The sequence below is a fragment of the Xanthomonas sp. 4461 genome, from assembly GCF_024806475.1.
Lineage (GTDB): Bacteria > Pseudomonadota > Gammaproteobacteria > Xanthomonadales > Xanthomonadaceae > Xanthomonas > Xanthomonas arboricola_F.
The window spans coordinates 960,831-977,844 of the sequence record NZ_JANTYV010000002.1 but is presented as its reverse complement, the minus strand read 5'-3'; the positions used below and the strand labels follow the sequence as shown (position 1 = coordinate 977,844).

Annotated in this window: 19 protein-coding genes, 2 tRNA genes and 1 other RNA gene; 14 read left to right on the top strand and 8 right to left on the bottom strand. The window is 66.5% G+C overall.

Translation table 11 applies throughout. The annotated features are described in order from the left end of the window. Positions 1–735, top strand: a complete 735-nt coding sequence (dnaQ, locus tag FHY19_RS11930; protein WP_259166279.1) for a DNA polymerase III subunit epsilon — start codon at positions 1–3, stop codon at positions 733–735. Positions 736–843: 108 nt separating this feature from the next. Here dnaQ and FHY19_RS11925 read toward each other — a convergent pair whose 3' ends face one another. Beyond that, positions 844–1,548, bottom strand: a complete 705-nt coding sequence (locus FHY19_RS11925) for a PP2C family serine/threonine-protein phosphatase (RefSeq protein ID WP_115510463.1) — start codon at positions 1,546–1,548, stop codon at positions 844–846. Positions 1,549–1,744: 196 nt separating this feature from the next. Here FHY19_RS11925 and FHY19_RS11920 point away from each other — a divergent pair. Both FHY19_RS11920 and FHY19_RS11915 read left to right on the top strand, forming a co-directional pair. Then, positions 1,745–1,835 (top strand) — tRNA-Ser (locus tag FHY19_RS11920). Between the two features lie 258 nt (positions 1,836–2,093). After that, a complete protein-coding gene (locus tag FHY19_RS11915) occupies positions 2,094–2,498 on the top strand; it encodes a DUF6165 family protein (RefSeq protein WP_259166276.1) in 405 nt (134 codons plus the stop codon). A 238-nt stretch (positions 2,499–2,736) separates the two neighbouring features. Here the strand turns inward: FHY19_RS11915 and FHY19_RS11910 are convergent, their stop codons facing one another. Next, complete coding sequence (locus FHY19_RS11910; RefSeq protein WP_259166275.1) at positions 2,737–3,786, bottom strand: glycosyltransferase family 9 protein; 1,050 nt, start codon at positions 3,784–3,786, stop codon at positions 2,737–2,739. A 20-nt stretch (positions 3,787–3,806) separates the two neighbouring features. Here FHY19_RS11910 and FHY19_RS11905 point away from each other — a divergent pair, with 20 nt between their 5' ends. The 7 genes from FHY19_RS11905 to FHY19_RS11875 are packed head-to-tail and all read left to right on the top strand — an operon-like array spanning position 3,807 to position 7,920. Continuing rightward, positions 3,807–4,556, top strand: a complete 750-nt coding sequence (locus FHY19_RS11905) for a 3-deoxy-D-manno-octulosonic acid kinase (RefSeq protein WP_259166273.1) — start codon at positions 3,807–3,809, stop codon at positions 4,554–4,556. Further along, positions 4,556–5,305, top strand: a complete 750-nt coding sequence (locus FHY19_RS11900) for an MBL fold metallo-hydrolase (protein ID WP_259166272.1) — start codon at positions 4,556–4,558, stop codon at positions 5,303–5,305. The genes FHY19_RS11905 and FHY19_RS11900 overlap by 1 nt, the downstream gene beginning before the upstream one ends. Continuing rightward, the gene (gene moaA / locus FHY19_RS11895) at positions 5,305–6,339 is read left to right on the top strand and encodes a GTP 3',8-cyclase MoaA (protein WP_259166271.1); all 1,035 of its coding nucleotides are present in this window, start codon (positions 5,305–5,307) and stop codon (positions 6,337–6,339) included. Before FHY19_RS11900 ends, moaA begins: the two co-directional genes overlap by 1 nt. Further along, positions 6,336–6,716, top strand: a complete 381-nt coding sequence (locus FHY19_RS11890) for a nuclear transport factor 2 family protein (RefSeq protein WP_259166268.1) — start codon at positions 6,336–6,338, stop codon at positions 6,714–6,716. The genes moaA and FHY19_RS11890 overlap by 4 nt, the downstream gene beginning before the upstream one ends. A gap of 24 nt (positions 6,717–6,740) precedes the next feature. Beyond that, complete coding sequence (moaC, locus tag FHY19_RS11885; protein ID WP_259153042.1) at positions 6,741–7,238, top strand: cyclic pyranopterin monophosphate synthase MoaC; 498 nt, start codon at positions 6,741–6,743, stop codon at positions 7,236–7,238. Beyond that, positions 7,235–7,480: a MoaD/ThiS family protein gene (locus FHY19_RS11880; protein ID WP_046963186.1), complete on the top strand. Its 246-nt coding sequence runs from the start codon at positions 7,235–7,237 to the stop codon at positions 7,478–7,480. The genes moaC and FHY19_RS11880 overlap by 4 nt, the downstream gene beginning before the upstream one ends. Continuing rightward, a complete protein-coding gene (locus FHY19_RS11875; RefSeq protein ID WP_259166266.1) occupies positions 7,477–7,920 on the top strand; it encodes a molybdenum cofactor biosynthesis protein MoaE in 444 nt (147 codons plus the stop codon). The genes FHY19_RS11880 and FHY19_RS11875 overlap by 4 nt, the downstream gene beginning before the upstream one ends. Positions 7,921–8,348: 428 nt before the next feature. Here FHY19_RS11875 and ffs read toward each other — a convergent pair. Further along, positions 8,349–8,445: signal recognition particle sRNA small type (ffs, locus tag FHY19_RS11870), an RNA gene on the bottom strand. Between the two features lie 75 nt (positions 8,446–8,520). Then, positions 8,521–8,613, bottom strand: a tRNA-Ser gene (locus FHY19_RS11865). A gap of 135 nt (positions 8,614–8,748) precedes the next feature. Between FHY19_RS11865 and dnaX the strand changes: the two genes are divergently transcribed. The 4 genes from dnaX (at position 8,749) to FHY19_RS11845 (ending at position 12,335) form a co-directional block, all read left to right on the top strand. Then, positions 8,749–10,860, top strand: coding sequence for a DNA polymerase III subunit gamma/tau (gene dnaX / locus FHY19_RS11860; RefSeq protein WP_259166264.1), 2,112 nt, complete (start codon positions 8,749–8,751; stop codon positions 10,858–10,860). Positions 10,861–10,866: 6 nt separating this feature from the next. Next, positions 10,867–11,187 (top strand): YbaB/EbfC family nucleoid-associated protein, encoded by a 321-nt coding sequence (locus tag FHY19_RS11855; RefSeq protein WP_259166262.1) that lies wholly within the window; start codon positions 10,867–10,869, stop codon positions 11,185–11,187. A gap of 100 nt (positions 11,188–11,287) precedes the next feature. Beyond that, positions 11,288–11,881, top strand: coding sequence for a recombination mediator RecR (recR, locus tag FHY19_RS11850; RefSeq protein WP_259153064.1), 594 nt, complete (start codon positions 11,288–11,290; stop codon positions 11,879–11,881). Between the two features lie 103 nt (positions 11,882–11,984). After that, entirely contained in the window at positions 11,985–12,335 is a 351-nt protein-coding gene (locus tag FHY19_RS11845) for a histidine triad nucleotide-binding protein (RefSeq protein ID WP_058562265.1), read from the top strand. Positions 12,336–12,625: 290 nt separating this feature from the next. Here FHY19_RS11845 and FHY19_RS11840 read toward each other — a convergent pair whose 3' ends face one another. From FHY19_RS11840 to FHY19_RS11825, 4 genes are read right to left on the bottom strand one after another with little or no spacing between them, the layout of a single operon-like run. Further along, complete coding sequence (locus tag FHY19_RS11840; protein ID WP_259153067.1) at positions 12,626–13,159, bottom strand: Slp family lipoprotein; 534 nt, start codon at positions 13,157–13,159, stop codon at positions 12,626–12,628. Continuing rightward, positions 13,156–15,105 (bottom strand): DUF3488 and transglutaminase-like domain-containing protein, encoded by a 1,950-nt coding sequence (locus FHY19_RS11835; RefSeq protein WP_259166261.1) that lies wholly within the window; start codon positions 15,103–15,105, stop codon positions 13,156–13,158. Before FHY19_RS11835 ends, FHY19_RS11840 begins: the two co-directional genes overlap by 4 nt. Beyond that, positions 15,098–16,054 (bottom strand): DUF58 domain-containing protein, encoded by a 957-nt coding sequence (locus FHY19_RS11830; protein WP_259166260.1) that lies wholly within the window; start codon positions 16,052–16,054, stop codon positions 15,098–15,100. The genes FHY19_RS11835 and FHY19_RS11830 overlap by 8 nt, the downstream gene beginning before the upstream one ends. Positions 16,055–16,059: 5 nt before the next feature. Beyond that, positions 16,060–17,013, bottom strand: a complete 954-nt coding sequence (locus tag FHY19_RS11825; RefSeq protein WP_101363571.1) for a MoxR family ATPase — start codon at positions 17,011–17,013, stop codon at positions 16,060–16,062. Position 17,014 lies beyond the last annotated feature (1 nt).

Sequence of the window (17,014 nt, the reverse complement as noted above, 5' to 3'; positions counted from 1 at the left end):
ATGCGTCAGATCATTCTCGATACAGAAACCACCGGCCTGGAATGGCGCAAGGGCAACCGCGTCGTCGAAATCGGTGCAGTGGAGCTGCTGGAGCGGCGCCCGAGCGGCAACAATTTTCATCGCTATCTGAAGCCCGATTGCGACTTCGAGCCGGGCGCGCAGGAAGTCACCGGATTGACCCTGGAATTCCTGGCCGACAAACCCTTGTTCGGCGATGTGGTGGAGGAATTCCTCGCCTATATCGACGGCGCGGAACTGATCATCCACAACGCTGCGTTCGATCTGGGCTTTCTGGATAACGAGTTGTCGCTGCTGGGCAATGGTTACGGCCGCATCGTCGACCGCGCCACCGTGGTCGACACCTTGATGATGGCGCGCGAGCGTTACCCGGGGCAGCGCAATTCGCTCGATGCCTTGTGCAAACGCCTGGGCGTGGACAACGCGCATCGCCAGCTGCACGGCGCCTTGCTCGATGCGCAGATCCTGGCCGATGTGTACATCGCGCTGACCTCGGGCCAGGAGGAGATCGGCTTTGCCAGCGCCGATGCCGGCCAGAACAGCAATGAGAACAACGGCATGATCGCGTTCGACCCTGCGTTGCTGCTGCCGCGCCCGCGCGTGATGGTGACTGCGTCGGAATCGCAGGCGCACGAGGCGCGGTTGGCGCAGCTGCGCAAGAAGGCCGGACGCGCGCTGTGGGACGCGCCTGTCGAAGAGAGCGCTGTCGCCGGCTGAAGTGGCGCTGCACCCTTGCCGCGCCGGCAACGGGTGCAGCGCATGATCAGGACGTCGTGAGCTTCTGTCGCGCGTTCGAGGGCCGGCCTCGACGCTGTCTTGCCGTGCTCAGTAGCTACGCACCAAGATCGCGGTGATGTTGTCCGAACCGCCGCCATCCAGTGCCGCGGCGACCAGGCATTCCACGCACTCCTGTGCGCTGCAGTCCGCTTGCGACAGAGTTGCCGCAATCGCCGCATCGTCCACTTCTTCGGTCAGCCCATCGCTGCAGAGCAACAGTTGCATGCCGGATTTGAGCTCGCCCTGCATGGTGGCAACGTTGAGATGGACCGGATCGGTGACGCCCAGTGCCTGGGTCACCACGTTGCGATGCGGATGCGCACGCGCCTGCTCGCTGGTGAGCGTGCCTTGGGCGATGAGTTCCTGCACGTAACTATGGTCCTGACTCAGCTGTGCCAGGCGCCCCTCGCGCCACAGGTACGCACGGCTGTCGCCGACCCAGGCCACCTCGAAACGCTGGCCCAACACGCGTGCGGCAACCACGGTGGTGCCCATCGGCAAGGTGTCGTTGCAGCGGCGCGAGGTCTTGATGATCTCTTCGTCGGCGATGCGCACGGCCTGCGCGAGCGGGGTGCCGGCGCGGACTTCGCGCACGATGGTTTCGCGTGCCAGCGCGCTGGCGACTTCGCCGCAGGCATGTCCGCCCATGCCATCGGCCACCAGCCACAGCCCCAGTTCGCTGTCGCCGTAATAGGTGTCCTCGTTGAGGTCACGGCGCAGGCCGACGTGGGTGAGGTGTCCGAATTCGAGCATGGGGCCGGGTCGCCAGGGAGAAGATGCGTGCCCATCATCGCGGCCCGGCCGGCCAGCGGCAACAGAGCGCTCGCGCCGGTCGCAGTGCCGGTTCACGCCGCGCCGACACCCGGGCGGTGGAGCGCTGGCCCGGGCCGCTTGTGGCCTGGCGCGTGTGCCCGTATGATGCACGGCCCCAGGACACTGGGGACCATCTGGAGAGGTGGCAGAGCGGTTGAATGTACCTGACTCGAAATCAGGCAGGCGTTTATAGCGCCTCGGGGGTTCGAATCCCCCCCTCTCCGCCAGATTGAGGCAAGCAGTTGCGCCAGTGGCGCGTGAGTGTTGCCGGCGTCATTGGGAGGGTGAGAAGCCCCAGGTTCGACAGGCAGCATCGCTGTCTGCACGGCGAAGCCGCCCGCAGGGCAAAGGCACGCAGTGCCGGGCGAATCCCCTTCTGACGCCAGATCCCGCATCAGCCCCCGCAAGGGGGCTTTTGTTTATGTGCCGCCACCGCCCGTTGCTGCGATGGCTACAATCCGCTCGATATCCGTTGGAGGCCTGTCATGTCCGAGATCCTGGTACCCGTGTCCTTTGGCGAGCTGCTCGACAAGATCGCGATCTTGCAGATCAAGTCCGAGCGCATGAGCGACCCCGCCAAGCTGGCCAATGTGCGCAGCGAGCTGTCGGCGCTGGAGCTCAGCTGGATGGCGCATCCGGCCGCCGGTCACGACATCGTGCGTCTGCGCGCCGCGCTCAAGGCGGTCAACGAGCGGCTGTGGGTGATCGAAGACGATATCCGTCTGAAAGAACAGGCGCAGGCCTTCGACGACACCTTCGTGCAGCTGGCGCGCAGCGTCTATATCGAAAACGACGAGCGCGCGCGCATCAAGAAAGAGATCAACCTGGCGCTTGGGTCGTCGTATGTGGAAGAGAAGTCGTATCAGGACTATCGCGCGACGGGTGTCTAAACGCCGCTGACGGCACGGCTGTGTGGTTACGAGGTTGGGGCAGGTGGTTTGAGCACATCCTGGTGCATTGCCAAGCTGTCTTTCAGCTCGGCGTCGCATTGCATTCCTGCTGCGCGCATGACCCGCCACCCAGTCGCGGATGTTTTGCGTTGTCCTGATGCAGTCGAGCAGCGGCGTATTGCCCGCCGCTTGCGCTGGCGATCGAACGCCTGGTCGAGCGACGATCGATCGCCGCTGCTTAGCGTGGATGATCCGCGCGATACCGCTCGAAAGCGGCGATCGCATCGTCCACGGTGATCAGCGACATCACCTCGTCGAATTCGATCTTGCTGCCCCATTTCAACTGGTCGGCCGGCTTGCCCAGATGTTTGCGCGCGGCCGCGTCGTAACGGTCCACGCAGTAGCGCACATCCGAATACGGGCCGCTGCGCAGCGGATTGCTGGCCGCATGCAGGCCGAGCACCTTGGTGCCCATCGCGTTGGCGATATGCATGGGGCCCGAATCCGGTGTGACCACCAGGCTGGCGCGGGCGAGCAGGGCGGGCAACTGCTTGAGGGTGTCCTTGCCGACCAGGTCCAGCACCGGCGTGCGTGTGGCCGCGATGATGGCGTCGGCAGTGCTGCGTTCCAGCTCACTGCGGCCACCGCACAGTACGACCCGCCAACCCTGCGCGGCGGCATGGTCGGCCAGGGCGGCATGACGGTCGGGATACCAGTTGCGGCGCGCGTGGCTGGAACAGGGCGAGATCATCAGTACCGGGCGGCCGTCGTCCTCCCACTGCGCGCGCGCCCAGCTGTGCGCATCGTCCGGCACTGGCAGGTCCCAGCGCACCTGGGTCTGAGTCAGGCCCAGCGGCTGCGCGAAGCTGCCGATGGCGTCGAGCACGTGGATGCCGGGGCGGTCGGCAATGCGCTCTTTGACGAACAGGCCATGCAGGTCCTTGGAGCGGCTGCGGTCGTAGCCGATGCGGCGGCGCGCCGGCACGAAGGCCGACAGCACATTCGCGCGCAATGCCACCTGCATCTGCAGCAGGGCATCGAAGCGACGCAGGGGCGCCAGCGACTGGCGTAGTGCGCGCATGCCGGCCACGCCGGTGCGCTTGTCGTACGCATGGAACTGCACGCCCGGCAGACCGTCGAGCAATTTCAGCCCGGCCTTGTCGATGATCCAATGCAGCTGGCTTGCCGGAAATCCCGCCTGCAAGGTGCGCACCAGCGGCACCACGTGGGTGACGTCACCCAGGGCGGACAGGCGCAGCAGGCATACCGAAGCGGGCGTAGAAGCCATGGTGTTGTTAGACTCGATAGATGGTTTCTTTCGACGCCACCGAAGCGCTGACGCCGTACCGCGAAGCTCGCGGCTATGGCGCCATTCTGTTCGACCGCGAACGGCTGCGGCAAGCCGATGCCGGGCTGTTTTCGCCGCAACGCTGGGGCGACAGGGCGCGGCCGGTCGACGAAGGCGGGCGGGGCGGTGCGTGGTTCGTGGATGCGCCGTTCGGCCGCAGCGTGTTGCGGCAGTACCTGCGCGGCGGCATGGCCGCACGCGTCAGCCGCGACCGGTATCTGTGGAAAGGTGCCGGTCGCACGCGCAGTTTTGCCGAATTCCGTTTGATGCGCGAACTGATCAAGCGCAAATTGCCGGTGCCGCGTCCGTTGGCGGCCTGCTATCTGCGCGAAGGCCTGGGCTATCGCGCGGCGTTGTTGATGGAACGGTTGGAAGGCGTGCGCTCGCTGGCCGACCACGCGCAGGTGGCCGGCCGCGGTGCGCCATGGGAAGCCGCCGGGCAGTTGATCGCACGTTTCCATCGCGCCGGCCTGGATCACGCCGATCTCAATGCGCACAACATCCTGTTCGATGCCGGCGGGCATGGCTGGCTGATCGATTTCGACCGGGGTGTGCTGCGCATTCCGGCCACGCGCTGGCGCGAGCGCAATCTCAAGCGGCTGCATCGGTCGCTGTTGAAGCTGCGCGGCAATCGCAGCCGCGAAGAGGTCGACAAGGATTACGAGCGGCTGCACCGCGCCTACGAGCTGGCCTGGGGCCGGGGCTACTGATGCAGTGGGCGTTGCGTGTGCAGGGGGTCGGCAATGCGTCGGCAGTGGCGCTTGGTTCGCCGATGGCCACGCTCGAGCGCGCTGGCGCACCGTGGCTGACCATCGACTGCGGCAGCGAAGGGCTCACCGCCTATCAGGCGCACTACGGCCAGCTGCCGCAGGCCATCTTCATCACCCATGTGCATCTGGATCATGTCGGCGGGCTGGAGCGGGTGTTCGTCGACAGCTATTTCTCCGAGCGGCGCGGGCGTACGCGCCTGTACGTGCCGGCGCCGGTGGTGCCGCTGCTGCAGCGGCGTATTGCCGACTACCCGAATGTGCTGGCCGAGGGCGGGGCGAACTTCTGGGATGCGTTCCAGCTGGTGCCGGTCGGCGATGCGTTCTGGCACGACGGGATGCGGCTGGAGGTGTTCCCGGTGCGCCACCACTGGCCGGAGACCGCCTACGGGCTGCGTCTGAAAGGCGCGCTGGTGTGGACCGGCGACACCCGGCCGATTCCGGAAATGCTGAAGCGTTACGCCGACGACAACGAGCTGATCGCGCATGACTGCGGCGTTCACGGCAACCCGTCGCATACTGGCGTGGATGATCTGGAGCGGGAATATCCGCAGGACCTGTTGAGCCGCATGCTGCTGTACCACTACGCCAGCGACGCCGACGGCGACGTGCTGCGCGCACGCGGCCATCGCGTCGCCGTGCCCGGGCAACACCTGGCGCTGGCGGACCCGACCGCCGACACGGTGCGCTGATGGGCGCCTTGTCGCTGCCGACCCTGACCGGCGCCCCGATGCAGGACCGTTACGGCCGCCCGCTGCGCGATCTGCGCCTTTCGGTGATCGAAGCCTGCAATTTCCGTTGTGGCTATTGCATGCCGGCCGACCGCGTGCCCGACGATTACGGCTTCGATGCGCAACAGCGCCTGAGCTTCGATCAGTTGGAAACGCTGGTGCGGGCGTTCGTGTCGGTGGGCGTCACCAAGGTGCGCCTGACCGGTGGCGAGCCGCTGCTGCGTCGCGATCTGCCGACCTTGATTGCGCGGCTCACCGCCATCGAAGGGATCGAGGACCTGGCGCTTACCACCAATGGCGCCTTGCTCGCGCGCCAGGCCGAGGCGCTGCGCCAGGCCGGGCTGCGGCGCATCACGGTGAGCATGGATGCATTGGAGCCGGCGTTGTTCAAGCGCATGAGCGGCGATCGCGGCGACATCGCGCAGGTCCTGGCAGGCATCGCTGCCGCCGAGCAGTCCGGCTTCACGCGGCTGAAGATCAATTGCGTGGTGCAGCGTGGCGTCAATGAGGATCAGGTGTTGCCGCTGGTGGAGCACTTCCGTGGCACCGGGCATGTGTTGCGCTTCATCGAATTCATGGACGTGGGCAGCTGCAACGGCTGGACCCCGGATGCGGTCGTGAGCTCGGCGCAGTTGCACGCGCGCATCCACGCGCGCTGGCCGCTGATGGCGCTGGATGCCAATTACACCGGCGAAGTTGCGCAACGCCATGCGTTTGTCGACGGCGCGGGCGAGGTGGGTTTCGTCAGTTCGGTCAGCGTGCCGTTCTGCGGTGATTGCCAGCGCGCCCGCGTGTCGGCCGACGGGCATCTGTACACCTGCCTGTTCGCCAGCCAGGGCCACGATCTCAAGCCGGCCTTGGCCAGCGGTGAGCAAGGCCTGGCCACGCACTTGCGTCAACGCTGGAGCATGCGCGGCGATCGCTACAGCGAGGTGCGCGCATCCGCCGCACCGCGGCGTGGCAAGCCGGTCGAGATGTTCCTGATCGGCGGGTGAGCGCCTGTGCGCTGCTGACGCAGTTGCGTGGCTTGGAGCTGCGTCAGCTCGATCCGCAGCTGCGTCGCTCGGTGCCGGAGCTGGAGGCACTGCTGGATCCGGCGTTCATCGAGTTTGGTGCCTCGGGCCGGCGCTATGCACGTGAAGAGGTCATCGCTGCATTGACCACCAGTGCGGCGGCTGCCGATTACGTGGCCGACGGCTTCGTCTGCGTGCTGCTGGCCCCGCAGCTGGCGCAGCTGCGCTATCGCACCCGTGCGCACGCCGACGGCGTCGTGCGGTGTGCCTTGCGCAGTTCGTTATGGCGCCTGGACGGTGCGTGCTGGCGGATGCTGTTCCATCAAGCCACCCCGTTCACCGACAATCCCGCATCCTGACATCCTGTTTTCGTGCCGCCTCCCATGCCAGCAAAGACCACTTCCGCACGCCTCACCCACCTGGATGATGCCGGGCTGCCCACCATGGTGGACGTCTCGGGCAAGCAGGTCACCGCACGTAGCGCCACGGCAAGCAGCCGGGTGCGGTTTCCTGCAGCGGTGGCGGCGCAACTGCGCACCAATGGCTTGCGCAGCGCCAAGGGTGGCATCGTCGAGACGGCGGTGATCGCCGGCACCATGGCCGTCAAGCGCACGCATGAGCTGATTCCGTTCTGCCATCCATTGCCGATCGATGCCTGCCGTTTCGAGATCGACTGGGCAGGCGAGCAGGTGCTGGAGATTCACTGCACCGTGCGCTGCGTGCATCGCACCGGCGTGGAGATGGAAGCGCTGACCGGTGCCAGCGTGGCAGCGCTGACGATCTACGACATGTGCAAGGCGTTATCGCATGCCATGACGATCGGGCCGACAAAATTGCTGTCCAAGCGGGGCGGCAAGCGCGATATCGGAGCGGCGCAATGACGGCAACGGTAACGGTGTTGTATTTCGCCAGTCTGCGCGAAGCAGCCGGGATCGCCGACGAGCGCGTGCAATCCGGCGCGCCGGACCTGCGTGGCCTGTATGCAGAACTCGATGCGCGGCACGGTTTGCGCTGGACGCCTGCGCAGTTGCGTGTTGCCGTCGATGGCGCATTCGCGCGCTGGGACGATGCACTGCGCGATGGCAGCGAAGTGGTGTTTATTCCGCCAGTGTCGGGAGGTTGAGCGTGAGCGATGATGTCGTAGCCCTCTTTGCGCTTTCCGATGTGCCATTGCCGGTGGAGCAGTTGCGCTCCGGCGCAGCGCATCCGCAGGCCGGTGCGTTCGCCAGTTTCGAAGGCTGGGTGCGCAATCACAACGAAGGCCGTGGCGTGGCCGGGTTGCGCTATGAAGCCTACGCCGCGCTGGCGCAGGCCGAAGGCCAGCGCGTGCTCGACGAAGCGACGCGCCGGTTCGCCATCGTGCATGCGCACTGCGTGCATCGGGTGGGCGAGCTGCAGATCGGCGACATGGCGGTCTGGGTGGGCGTCAGTGCGGCGCATCGCGGCGCTGCGTTCGACGCATGCCGCTATATCATCGACGAGGTCAAGGCGCGCGTGCCGATCTGGAAGCACGAGCACTACCTGGAAGGCGACGCGGGTTGGCTGCATCCCGAGGCGCAGTGAGGTTCTCGGTCGCAATGACCTGTGCAACAACGTGTCTGCACTGGTGCGCTGCGCTGCAGGTTTGACCGGCGTCATCGCGTTCGATCGCGCCGCGTCTTCGACCACGCCGCGTCAAAGCCGGTCTGCGTGATCCATGAAGTTTCCGCAGCTACATTGAAACGCGTATGGCAGATGGTCTGCGAGCCGAGACCTGCCTGAAGGGTGGGAGTACCCCATCGGTTGACCTCGGCGCTGCATCGATCGACACCCGCCGGGCGAACCATCGTCCATCGTGGAAATGGCTGATCCATTTAAGACTGTCAGCCATAACGGACGAAGATCTTGGGCATGGCGCAGGCGCATCCGTGATGCTGCCGCTGCAGGCAACGACACGTGGCTGGAGCATCGACCGGGTCGATCCAGCGCGTGCACAGCCAAGTAGGGTGGTGTCCCCGCCGGTTGACCTCGGCGCCCGCATCAATCGATACCGTTGCTGCCTTCCGGCCCTGGCGGGATTTTCGATCTAGCGTCGCGAGGGACCGACGGGGCCACCATAAGACGTGGGCCACTGGCATGGCCCTGCGATTTGCGGCATTGGTGTCATTGCGCAAATCATGAAACTGGCGGAGAGAGGGGGATTCGAACCCCCGAAGCGCGGTTTAGACGCTTACACACTTTCCAGGCGTGCTCCTTCAACCACTCGGACACCTCTCCGTACCTGCACGACCGGGGTCTAACAGGGCCGCAGATTCTAGCGGTCGCCGGCCCGTACCACAAGCTGAATCTTCCCGGCGCGGCCGGTGAGACGCGCCGTGGCACAATATCGGCTCAGAACAAGCTGGTTGCCCGATGTCTTATCTCGTTCTCGCCCGCAAGTGGCGCCCGAAGCGTTTTGCCGAACTCGTGGGCCAGGAACACGTGGTCCGCGCGCTCACCAACGCGCTCGACAGCGGGCGCGTGCACCACGCGTTCTTGTTCACCGGCACCCGCGGCGTGGGCAAGACCACCATCGCGCGCATTTTCGCCAAGTCGCTGAACTGCGAGACCGGTACCAGCGCCGACCCGTGCGGCATCTGTCCGGCCTGCCTGGACATCGATGCCGGCCGCTACATCGATCTGCTGGAAATCGACGCCGCGTCCAACACCGGCGTGGACGATGTGCGCGAGGTGATCGAGAACGCGCAATACATGCCCTCGCGCGGCAAGTTCAAGGTCTACCTGATCGACGAAGTGCACATGCTCTCCAAGGCGGCGTTCAACGCGCTGCTCAAAACCCTGGAAGAGCCGCCGGAACACGTGAAGTTCCTGCTCGCCACCACCGACCCGCAAAAGCTGCCGGTGACGGTGTTGTCGCGCTGCCTGCAGTTCAACCTCAAGCGCCTGGACGAGGACCAGATCCAGGGCCAGATGACCCGCATCCTGACCGCCGAGGAAATCGAGTCGGACCCGTCGGCGATCGTGCAGCTGTCCAAGGCGGCCGATGGCTCCCTGCGCGACGGCTTGTCGCTGCTGGATCAGGCGATCGCCTATGCCGGCGGTGCGCTGCGCGAGGATGTCGTGCGCACGATGCTGGGTACGGTGGACCGCACCCAGGTCGGGGCGATGCTGCAGTCGCTGGCCGACGGCGATGGCGCGCGCCTGCTGCAAGTGGTTGCAGCACTAGCGGAATTTTCGCCCGACTGGAGCGGGGTGCTGGAAGCCCTGGCCGAGGCCCTGCACCGCGTGCAGGTGCAGCAATTGGTGCCGTCGGTGGCGTTCGTCGGCGACGGTATCGACCCGACGCCGTTCGCGGCACAGCTGAGACCGGAAGTGGTGCAGCTGTGGTACCAGATGGCACTCAACGGGCGCCGCGATCTGTATCTGGCGCCGAGCCCGCGCGCCGGTTTCGAGATGGCAGTGCTGCGCATGCTGGCATTCCGCCCCGCTGCGGCAGTGCCGGCGGGAAGCAGCGACGATGGACGCGGCGCCAGCACCGGCGGCGGCGGCGCACGCACGGCCGCTGCGGGCGTGCAGGCGGCGGCACCGGCGACGGCTGCGGCGGCAGTGCCTGCCAAGCCGGTCGAAGTGGTTGAAGCATTACCGGGTGCAGCGGCTGCTGCGGCACCGGTGGCTACGGCAACGTCCGCTTCGACATCGGCACCAATCCCAACATCCGCACCAACACCAACGGCAGCAGCAGTCGCCGCGGCTTCGGCACCGGTTGTGGTGCTTCCCGCGCCGGATGCGTTGGCTGATAGTCGCTCGTCCGCCGCTGCGCGCACCGACGATACGCCGCCTTGGGCGGTGGACGATGCGCCGGTGCGTACGCATGCTGCGCCGGTGGCCGACACGGCAGTCGTGCTTGCGCCCGAGTCTGCAATGGCGCCGCCGCCGGAAGCCGCTGCCGCGGCGCCGATCACGGCGATACCCGAACTCGTGCCTACGATCGCAGGCGCCGCTGCTCCCGTATCGGCAGAGATGGCTGCAGATGCGCCCTCTGTGGCTGCGCCCGCCGAGGCGTCGCCAGCTTCAGCACCGTCATCCGTGTCTGCACCCGGCAACGAGTCTGGCACGCTGATCGACGACGGCCGCATTGCCGACGCCGAACAATGGCTAGAGCTGGTCACCCGTAGCGGATTGAACGGCCCGTCGCGCCAGCTCGCGGCCAATGCCGCCTTCATCGGCCATCGCGATGGCGTGCTGCGGCTGGCGTTGGCGCCAGGCTTCGAATATCTCAACTCCGAGCGCTCCATCGCCAACCTTGCGCAGGCACTTGCGCCGGTTCTAGGAAACACGCCGCGCATCGTGATCGAAACCGGCAGCGCCGATGTCGAGACCTTGCACGAGCGTGCCAACCGGCAGAAAGGCGAGCGCCAGAGCGCAGCCGAAACCGCCTTCATGAACGACCCGAATGTGCAGCAGCTGATCCAGCAGCAGGGCGCGCGGGTGGTTCCCGATTCCATCCGCCCTTACGACGAGTAACGACCCATGCGTGGAAACATTGCCCAATTGATGCAGCAGGCACAGAAGATGCAGGAAAACCTGCAGCGCGCCCAGGAAGAACTGGCCAAGCTGGAAGTCACCGGCACCGCCGGCGGCGGCATGGTCAGCGTGACGCTGACCGGGGCCAAGGAGTGCCGCAAGGTGCGCATCGATCCCTGCATCCTCTCCGACCAGGAAATGGCCGAGGACCTGATCGCCGCCGCCTTCAACGACGCCTCCAACAAGATCGACGCCGAGTCCAAGGACCGCATGGGCTCGGCTACTGCCGGCATGCAGCTGCCGCCGGGCATGAAGTTGCCGTTCTGAGCGAGGGGATTCGGGAGTCGGGATTAGGGATTCGCCAGAAGCGGGGTTTGCTTCTGCATTTGCGAATCCCGAATCTCCAATGCCCAATCCCGGCCACTCAATGTCCTCTCTTCTCGAACAACTGATCGAGGCCTTCCGGGTATTGCCGGGTGTGGGCCAGAAATCGGCGCAGCGCATGGCCTACCACGTGCTCGAGCGCGAGCGCGAGGGTGGGCGTCGTTTGGCCGCAGCGCTGGGCAATGCGGTGGAAAAGGTGGGGCATTGCGTGCAGTGCCGCGACTTCACCGAGTCCGAGATCTGCGCGATCTGTGCCAACAGCAGTCGCGACCGTCAGCAATTGTGCGTGGTGGAATCGCCGGCCGATCGCCTGGCGATCGAGCACGCCACCGGCTACCGCGGCGTGTACTTCATCCTGCAGGGGCGCCTGTCGCCGCTGGATGGCATCGGCCCGCGCGAGCTGGGGCTGGATCAACTCGGCGAACGCCTGGCTGCCGGCGAAATCACCGAAATGATCATCGCCACCAACGCCACCGTGGAGGGCGAGGCCACCGCGCATTACCTGGCGCAGCTGGCGCGCCAGCATGGCGTGCGCCCCAGCCGGCTCGCGCAAGGCATGCCGCTGGGCGGCGAGCTGGAATACGTGGACCGCGGCACCCTGTCGCACGCCTTCGGCACCCGCGGTGAGGTGCTTTGAGGGCTGGGAATCGGGAGTCGGGAATGGTGAATCGGAGAAGCAACGTCAGAAGCAAGGGCTGTAAGCTCTTGCGATTCCCCAATCCCGATTCCCGATTTCCGCCATGACCGACACCATCTTCAGCAAGATCATCCGTCGCGAAATCCCGGCCACCATCGTCTATGAAGACGACGAGGTTCTGGGCTTTGAAGACATCGCGCCGCAGGCGCCGGTGCACGTGCTCTTCATTCCCAAGCAGCACGCCATTCCCACCCTGGACGATGTGCCGCCGGAGCAGGCGTTGCTGGTCGGCAAGTTGGCGCTCGCCGCTGCTGCATACGCGCGTGAGCAGGGCCTGGCGCAGGACGGCTACCGCATCGTGATGAATTGCCGCGAGCATGCCGGGCAGACGGTGTTCCATATTCATCTGCATCTGCTGGCCGGTGCCCCGCTGGGCCGCTTCGGCACGCCCTGACGGCATCGCTGGGCATTGCCATCGATGTGAGCGGACCGGTCGTTGAGTGGCAAGGATAGGCCGGGGTCGAGCATGCTCGATCGCCCATCCGCTGCGGCCACACGACGATGCGCATCAGCATGCACTCTCGCCAGCGCAGCCGCGGTCACAGCAGAGCGTGTTGCGCGCAGCGCGGGACCGGCGGGTACAGATTCAGCACGAGCGCGTTGATGTCGACGACCTAGCCACAGAAACAAAAACGCCGCTCCTTCAAGAGCGGCGTTTTGCATCACAACTGACTCAGCGATTGCTTACCACCAGCCGCGGCCCCAGCCCCAGCCACCGCCCCAGCGCGGACCCCACGGGTCGCCCCACGGGCCGTACGGGTAGGCCGGAATCACGTCCACGTCGCGCACTTCCGGCCACAGATAGACCACGTCTGCCGCCACCTTGGGCAGCTTGTAGTCGTACTCGCCGATCTTGGTGGTCTCGTAGCCCTCGATCTTGCCGATGAAAGTGACTTCGCGGCCGGGTTCGAACACGGCCGGATCGTAGAAGCCTGCACGGCACGCCAGGAAGCGGCCATCGCTGGCATCCACGGCATTGCGATCCGGACGGCCGCTGGCATTGAGCGGACGCGAGATCAGCTCGAAGCAGGTCTGACCCTGCCCGGGCTTGGTCTGGATGATCTTGCCGCCCCAGCGCACAGAGGTGCCAAGCTGCGCGCTGGCAGTGGAGTCGCTCGGGCTGACCGTGGGGAACTGGCCCTGCAGCGGCTTGGGCGCGGTGGCGCAGGCTGCGAGCCCGAGCACAGCGACAATGGGAAAAAGAAAGCGGGTGCTCATGAGGAAACTCCGGTTCGCGGGCGATGCTGCTGCAGATCTTTAAGGAGTGAGGCGCTGTCCGAATCGGCGCCAGCGTAGCGCGCGGCAGCGAAACGTTGGCTGAGTGCCAACAGTGTGGTGTCGGGGTGGGTGCGGGCGACGCGTTGCGCCCAGGCAATGGCCGGTTCGTGCGGTTCGCGGGCAAGGCCCAGCTTGCCGTAACGCCGGCCCAGACGATGCCAGGCACGCAGCAGCGGATCACGCTCGCGTTCGCCGCGCGCCAGCAACCAGCTCATCCACGCCAGTGCACCGACTGCGAACACCCCGAAGATGGCGGCCAGCTGGGTGGGCTCCAGGCGCTCGATGCCCAGCGGCTGCAGCAGCCGTTGTTGGCGGTCGGCATTGAAGGACAGCACCAGATCGTTCCAGCCGCGGCGCAGCCAGTCGCCGACCTGGCTCAGGCCGGCCCAGGTGCCGAGCTGGGCGAAGTTGTTGCCATTGGTCTGCAGGCGATCTTCCAGCGTGTCGTAGATGCGTTCGGGCGCCACGGCGGCAGTCGGGTCCACCCGTACCCAGCCGCGACCGGCCAGCCACACCTCGGTCCATGCATGCGCATCCATGCGGCGCACCACCCAGTAGTTGCCCAGCCCGTTGTAGGTGCCGCCGGCATAGCCGGTGACCACGCGTGCGGGGATGCCGGCGGCGCGCATCAGCACCACGAACGAGGAGCTGAAGTGCTCGCAAAACCCGGCCTTCTGCTGGAACAGGAACTCATCCACGCTGTTGCGGCCAAGCAGTGGCGTATCCAGGGTGTAGGCGAATTCGCGGGTGATCCACCCCAGTGCGCGCTGCACGACGGCATCGTCGTTGTTGCCGGCGTCGGCCCGCCATTGCCTGGCGAGCGCGACGGTACGCGGATTGAAGCCCGGTGGCAGGGCGAGTGCGCGCTTGCGCAACTGCTCGGGCAGGTCGGTATCGAAACGTGCCGGTGGCGCCGATTGCAGCTCCCAGCGGGTCAGTGCGCTCAATGGCCGCTGCGCGAACAGTTCGTAATCGGGCGACAGCTCGGCGCTGGCGACACCCTGGGTCGGCAGGTCCAGCGACACCAGCTGGCGACGGTCGGTGGGCTCGTAATCCAGTCGGTACCGATAGGTCTGCGGGCCGGGTGTGACCGATGCGGGTTGTCCGCGACCGGTCCAGCGTGCGCGCTGCCAGGTGCGGCCGTCGAAATCCCACATCACCGGCCCACGCCAGTAGCGCTGCTGTGGTGGTGGTGCCTTGCCGGTGAATTGCACGCGCAGCGCCGGGCTTTCGTCGGCCATCAGGTCGATCCATTCGCCGGGCGACATGTTGTCCGACAGGCCGGGCCGCGACAGCGCGCGCTCGGGCACGCCCCACAACGGCGAACTCAGGCGCGGCAGCAACCAGAACGTGGCCATGGCCAGCGGCACGCCGATGGCCACCAGCTTGCCGATCCCGCGCAACTGCAGGCGCAGCCCAGGCGTGCTGGTGCGATGTTCTTCGTCGGCCAGCCGCTGCATGCTGAGCAGGGCGCTGACCACCGCCAGCAACGCCAGCCCCATCGTTGCCGGCCCCTGGTCGAGCAGGAATGCTGCAAACGGGGCGAACAACGCAAAGCCGAGCAGGCTGCGCGCATCGCGCAGACTGCGCAGTTCGGAGGCCTTGATCGCCAGCATCGCAGCAAGCACCGCGCAGCCGGTATCGCGGCCGAAGCGCATGCCGATCTGCCAGTACACCGCCGCCAGCATCGCGATCACCAGCAACACCCGCAGCGGCGCCATCACGGTGCCGCGCCAGCTCAGCACGCCGACCAGGACCGCGGCCACCGCGATGGTGGTGGCAAGCAGGCCAGGCAACTGCAACAGCAGCGGCGCCAGGGCCAGCCAGCTGGTGGTCAGCGCCCAGCGGCGGCTGGCCTGATTGATCGGAAGGGGCGGCTCAGTCATGGGGAAGCAGCGCCAGGGCGCGCAGGCACAGGTGGTGGTGGGACGGACCTTGTGCAGGCCCCAGTGGCGGCTGGCCCGGCAGCAGCAGGCGGTAACGCCGCCCGTCGCGTTCGGCCAGATTCACCCAGCGGGCAAGCCGCGCGATGCGGCGTTCGTACGGCAGTGCGTGCAGCGCACGCCAGTCCAGCGTGACTTCGATGCCCAGCGGCTGTTCGTATTCGCGCACCAGCAGGCTGTCGCGGCGCGCCGAGTGCTTCCAGGAAATCGTGCGTGGCGCATCGCCGGCGCGGTACGGACGCAGCTGATGCAGTTCTTCGCCTTGCGCATGCAGGCGGGTCTGGTTGGGCGAACCGGCGCCCTCAGGCAATGCCGGGCCCTGTTCTTCGGGCTTGGGATAGGCCAGCAGTGGCGTTTCCGGCCACACCCACGACCAGGCCCGTACCAGGCCCAGCGGCTGGGTGCTCGACAACCGGATGCGTTCGATGTCCTGCCAGCCGCGCCGCTCGGTGGGTACCAGCAGGTCGATCTCGGCCATATCGTGCTCGACCAGCGAGCAGAAACCGCTGCTTTGCAGATGGTCCAGTCGCAGCCCGCGTCGCACGCGGGTATCGCGACGTGCCAACGACACCCGCATCCGCAGCGGCTCGCCGGCCACCACAGGTTCGGCCGAGACCGCTTCTATGCGCAGCGCCGACAACTGCAGGTGCGCCATGATGCTGCTGGCGATTCCCGCGGTGGCCAGCAGCAGGGCCAGCAGCAATGCCGGGTTGTTGTTGTAGTTCAACGCGCCCAGCAGCATCGCCAGCAGCAGGGCGGTGACGAACAACCCGAAGCGGGTCGGCAACACATAGATGCGCCGCCGATCCAGCACGATCGGCAACGCTTCCGCTCCCCGCGGACGGGCCAGCAGGCTGAGCCGGCGGCCGATGCCGCGCAAGGGTGCACGCACCTGTGTCAGTCCACCGGCACGCTGTGCAGGAGCGCCTTTGCCAGCGCCGGCCCGGAGGACGATTCTGCCTCCGGCACCAGCCGATGACCGGCCACGGCCACGAACAGCGCCTGCACGTCTTCCGGCAGCACGTGCTCGCGCCCGAGCAGCAGCGCATACGCCTTGGCGGCACGCAGCAGCGCGATGCCGGCACGCGGTGACAGGCCCACGCGCACCCCGGCATGCTGGCGGCTGCGCAACAGCAGCGCCTGTACATAGCCGATCAAGGCGTCGCTGGTATGGATCTGGTTGACCACCGCACGCAGCGCGACCACGTCGGTATCGCTGAGCTGCGGTGCGGCCTGGGCGATCAGCTCGCGGCGGTCCACCCCGGAGAGCAACGCGCGCTCGGCATCGGCGCTGGGGTAGCCCAGGCTCAGCCGCAGCAGGAAGCGATCCAGTTGCGAGTCCGGCAACGGAAACGTGCCCGACAGGTCGACCGGATTCTGCGTGGCAATCACGAAGAACGGTTCCGGCAAGGCGTGGGTCACACCATCCAGGGTGACCTGCTGTTCGGCCATCGCCTCCAGCAGCGAACTCTGCGTGCGCGGCGGGGCGCGATTGATTTCGTCGGCCAGCAGCACGTTGGTGAACACCGGGCCGGGATGGAACTGGAACTGGCGCGAGGCGGCATCGTAGACCGACACGCCCAGCACATCGGCCGGCAACAGGTCCGAGGTGAACTGTACGCGCTGGAAGCCCAAGCCCAGGCTGGAGGCCATCGCGTGGGCGAGGGTGGTCTTGCCCAGGCCGGGCAGGTCTTCGATCAGCAGATGTCCGCCGGACAGCAGCGCCACGAACGCCAGCCGCACCTCCTGCGCCTTGCCTAGCAGCAGCGAATTGACCTGGTCTTGCGCGCGCCGCAGCGATTGACGCAGCGCATCGGTTAGCATTTCCGTGGAACGCAGCGGTGTCGACATC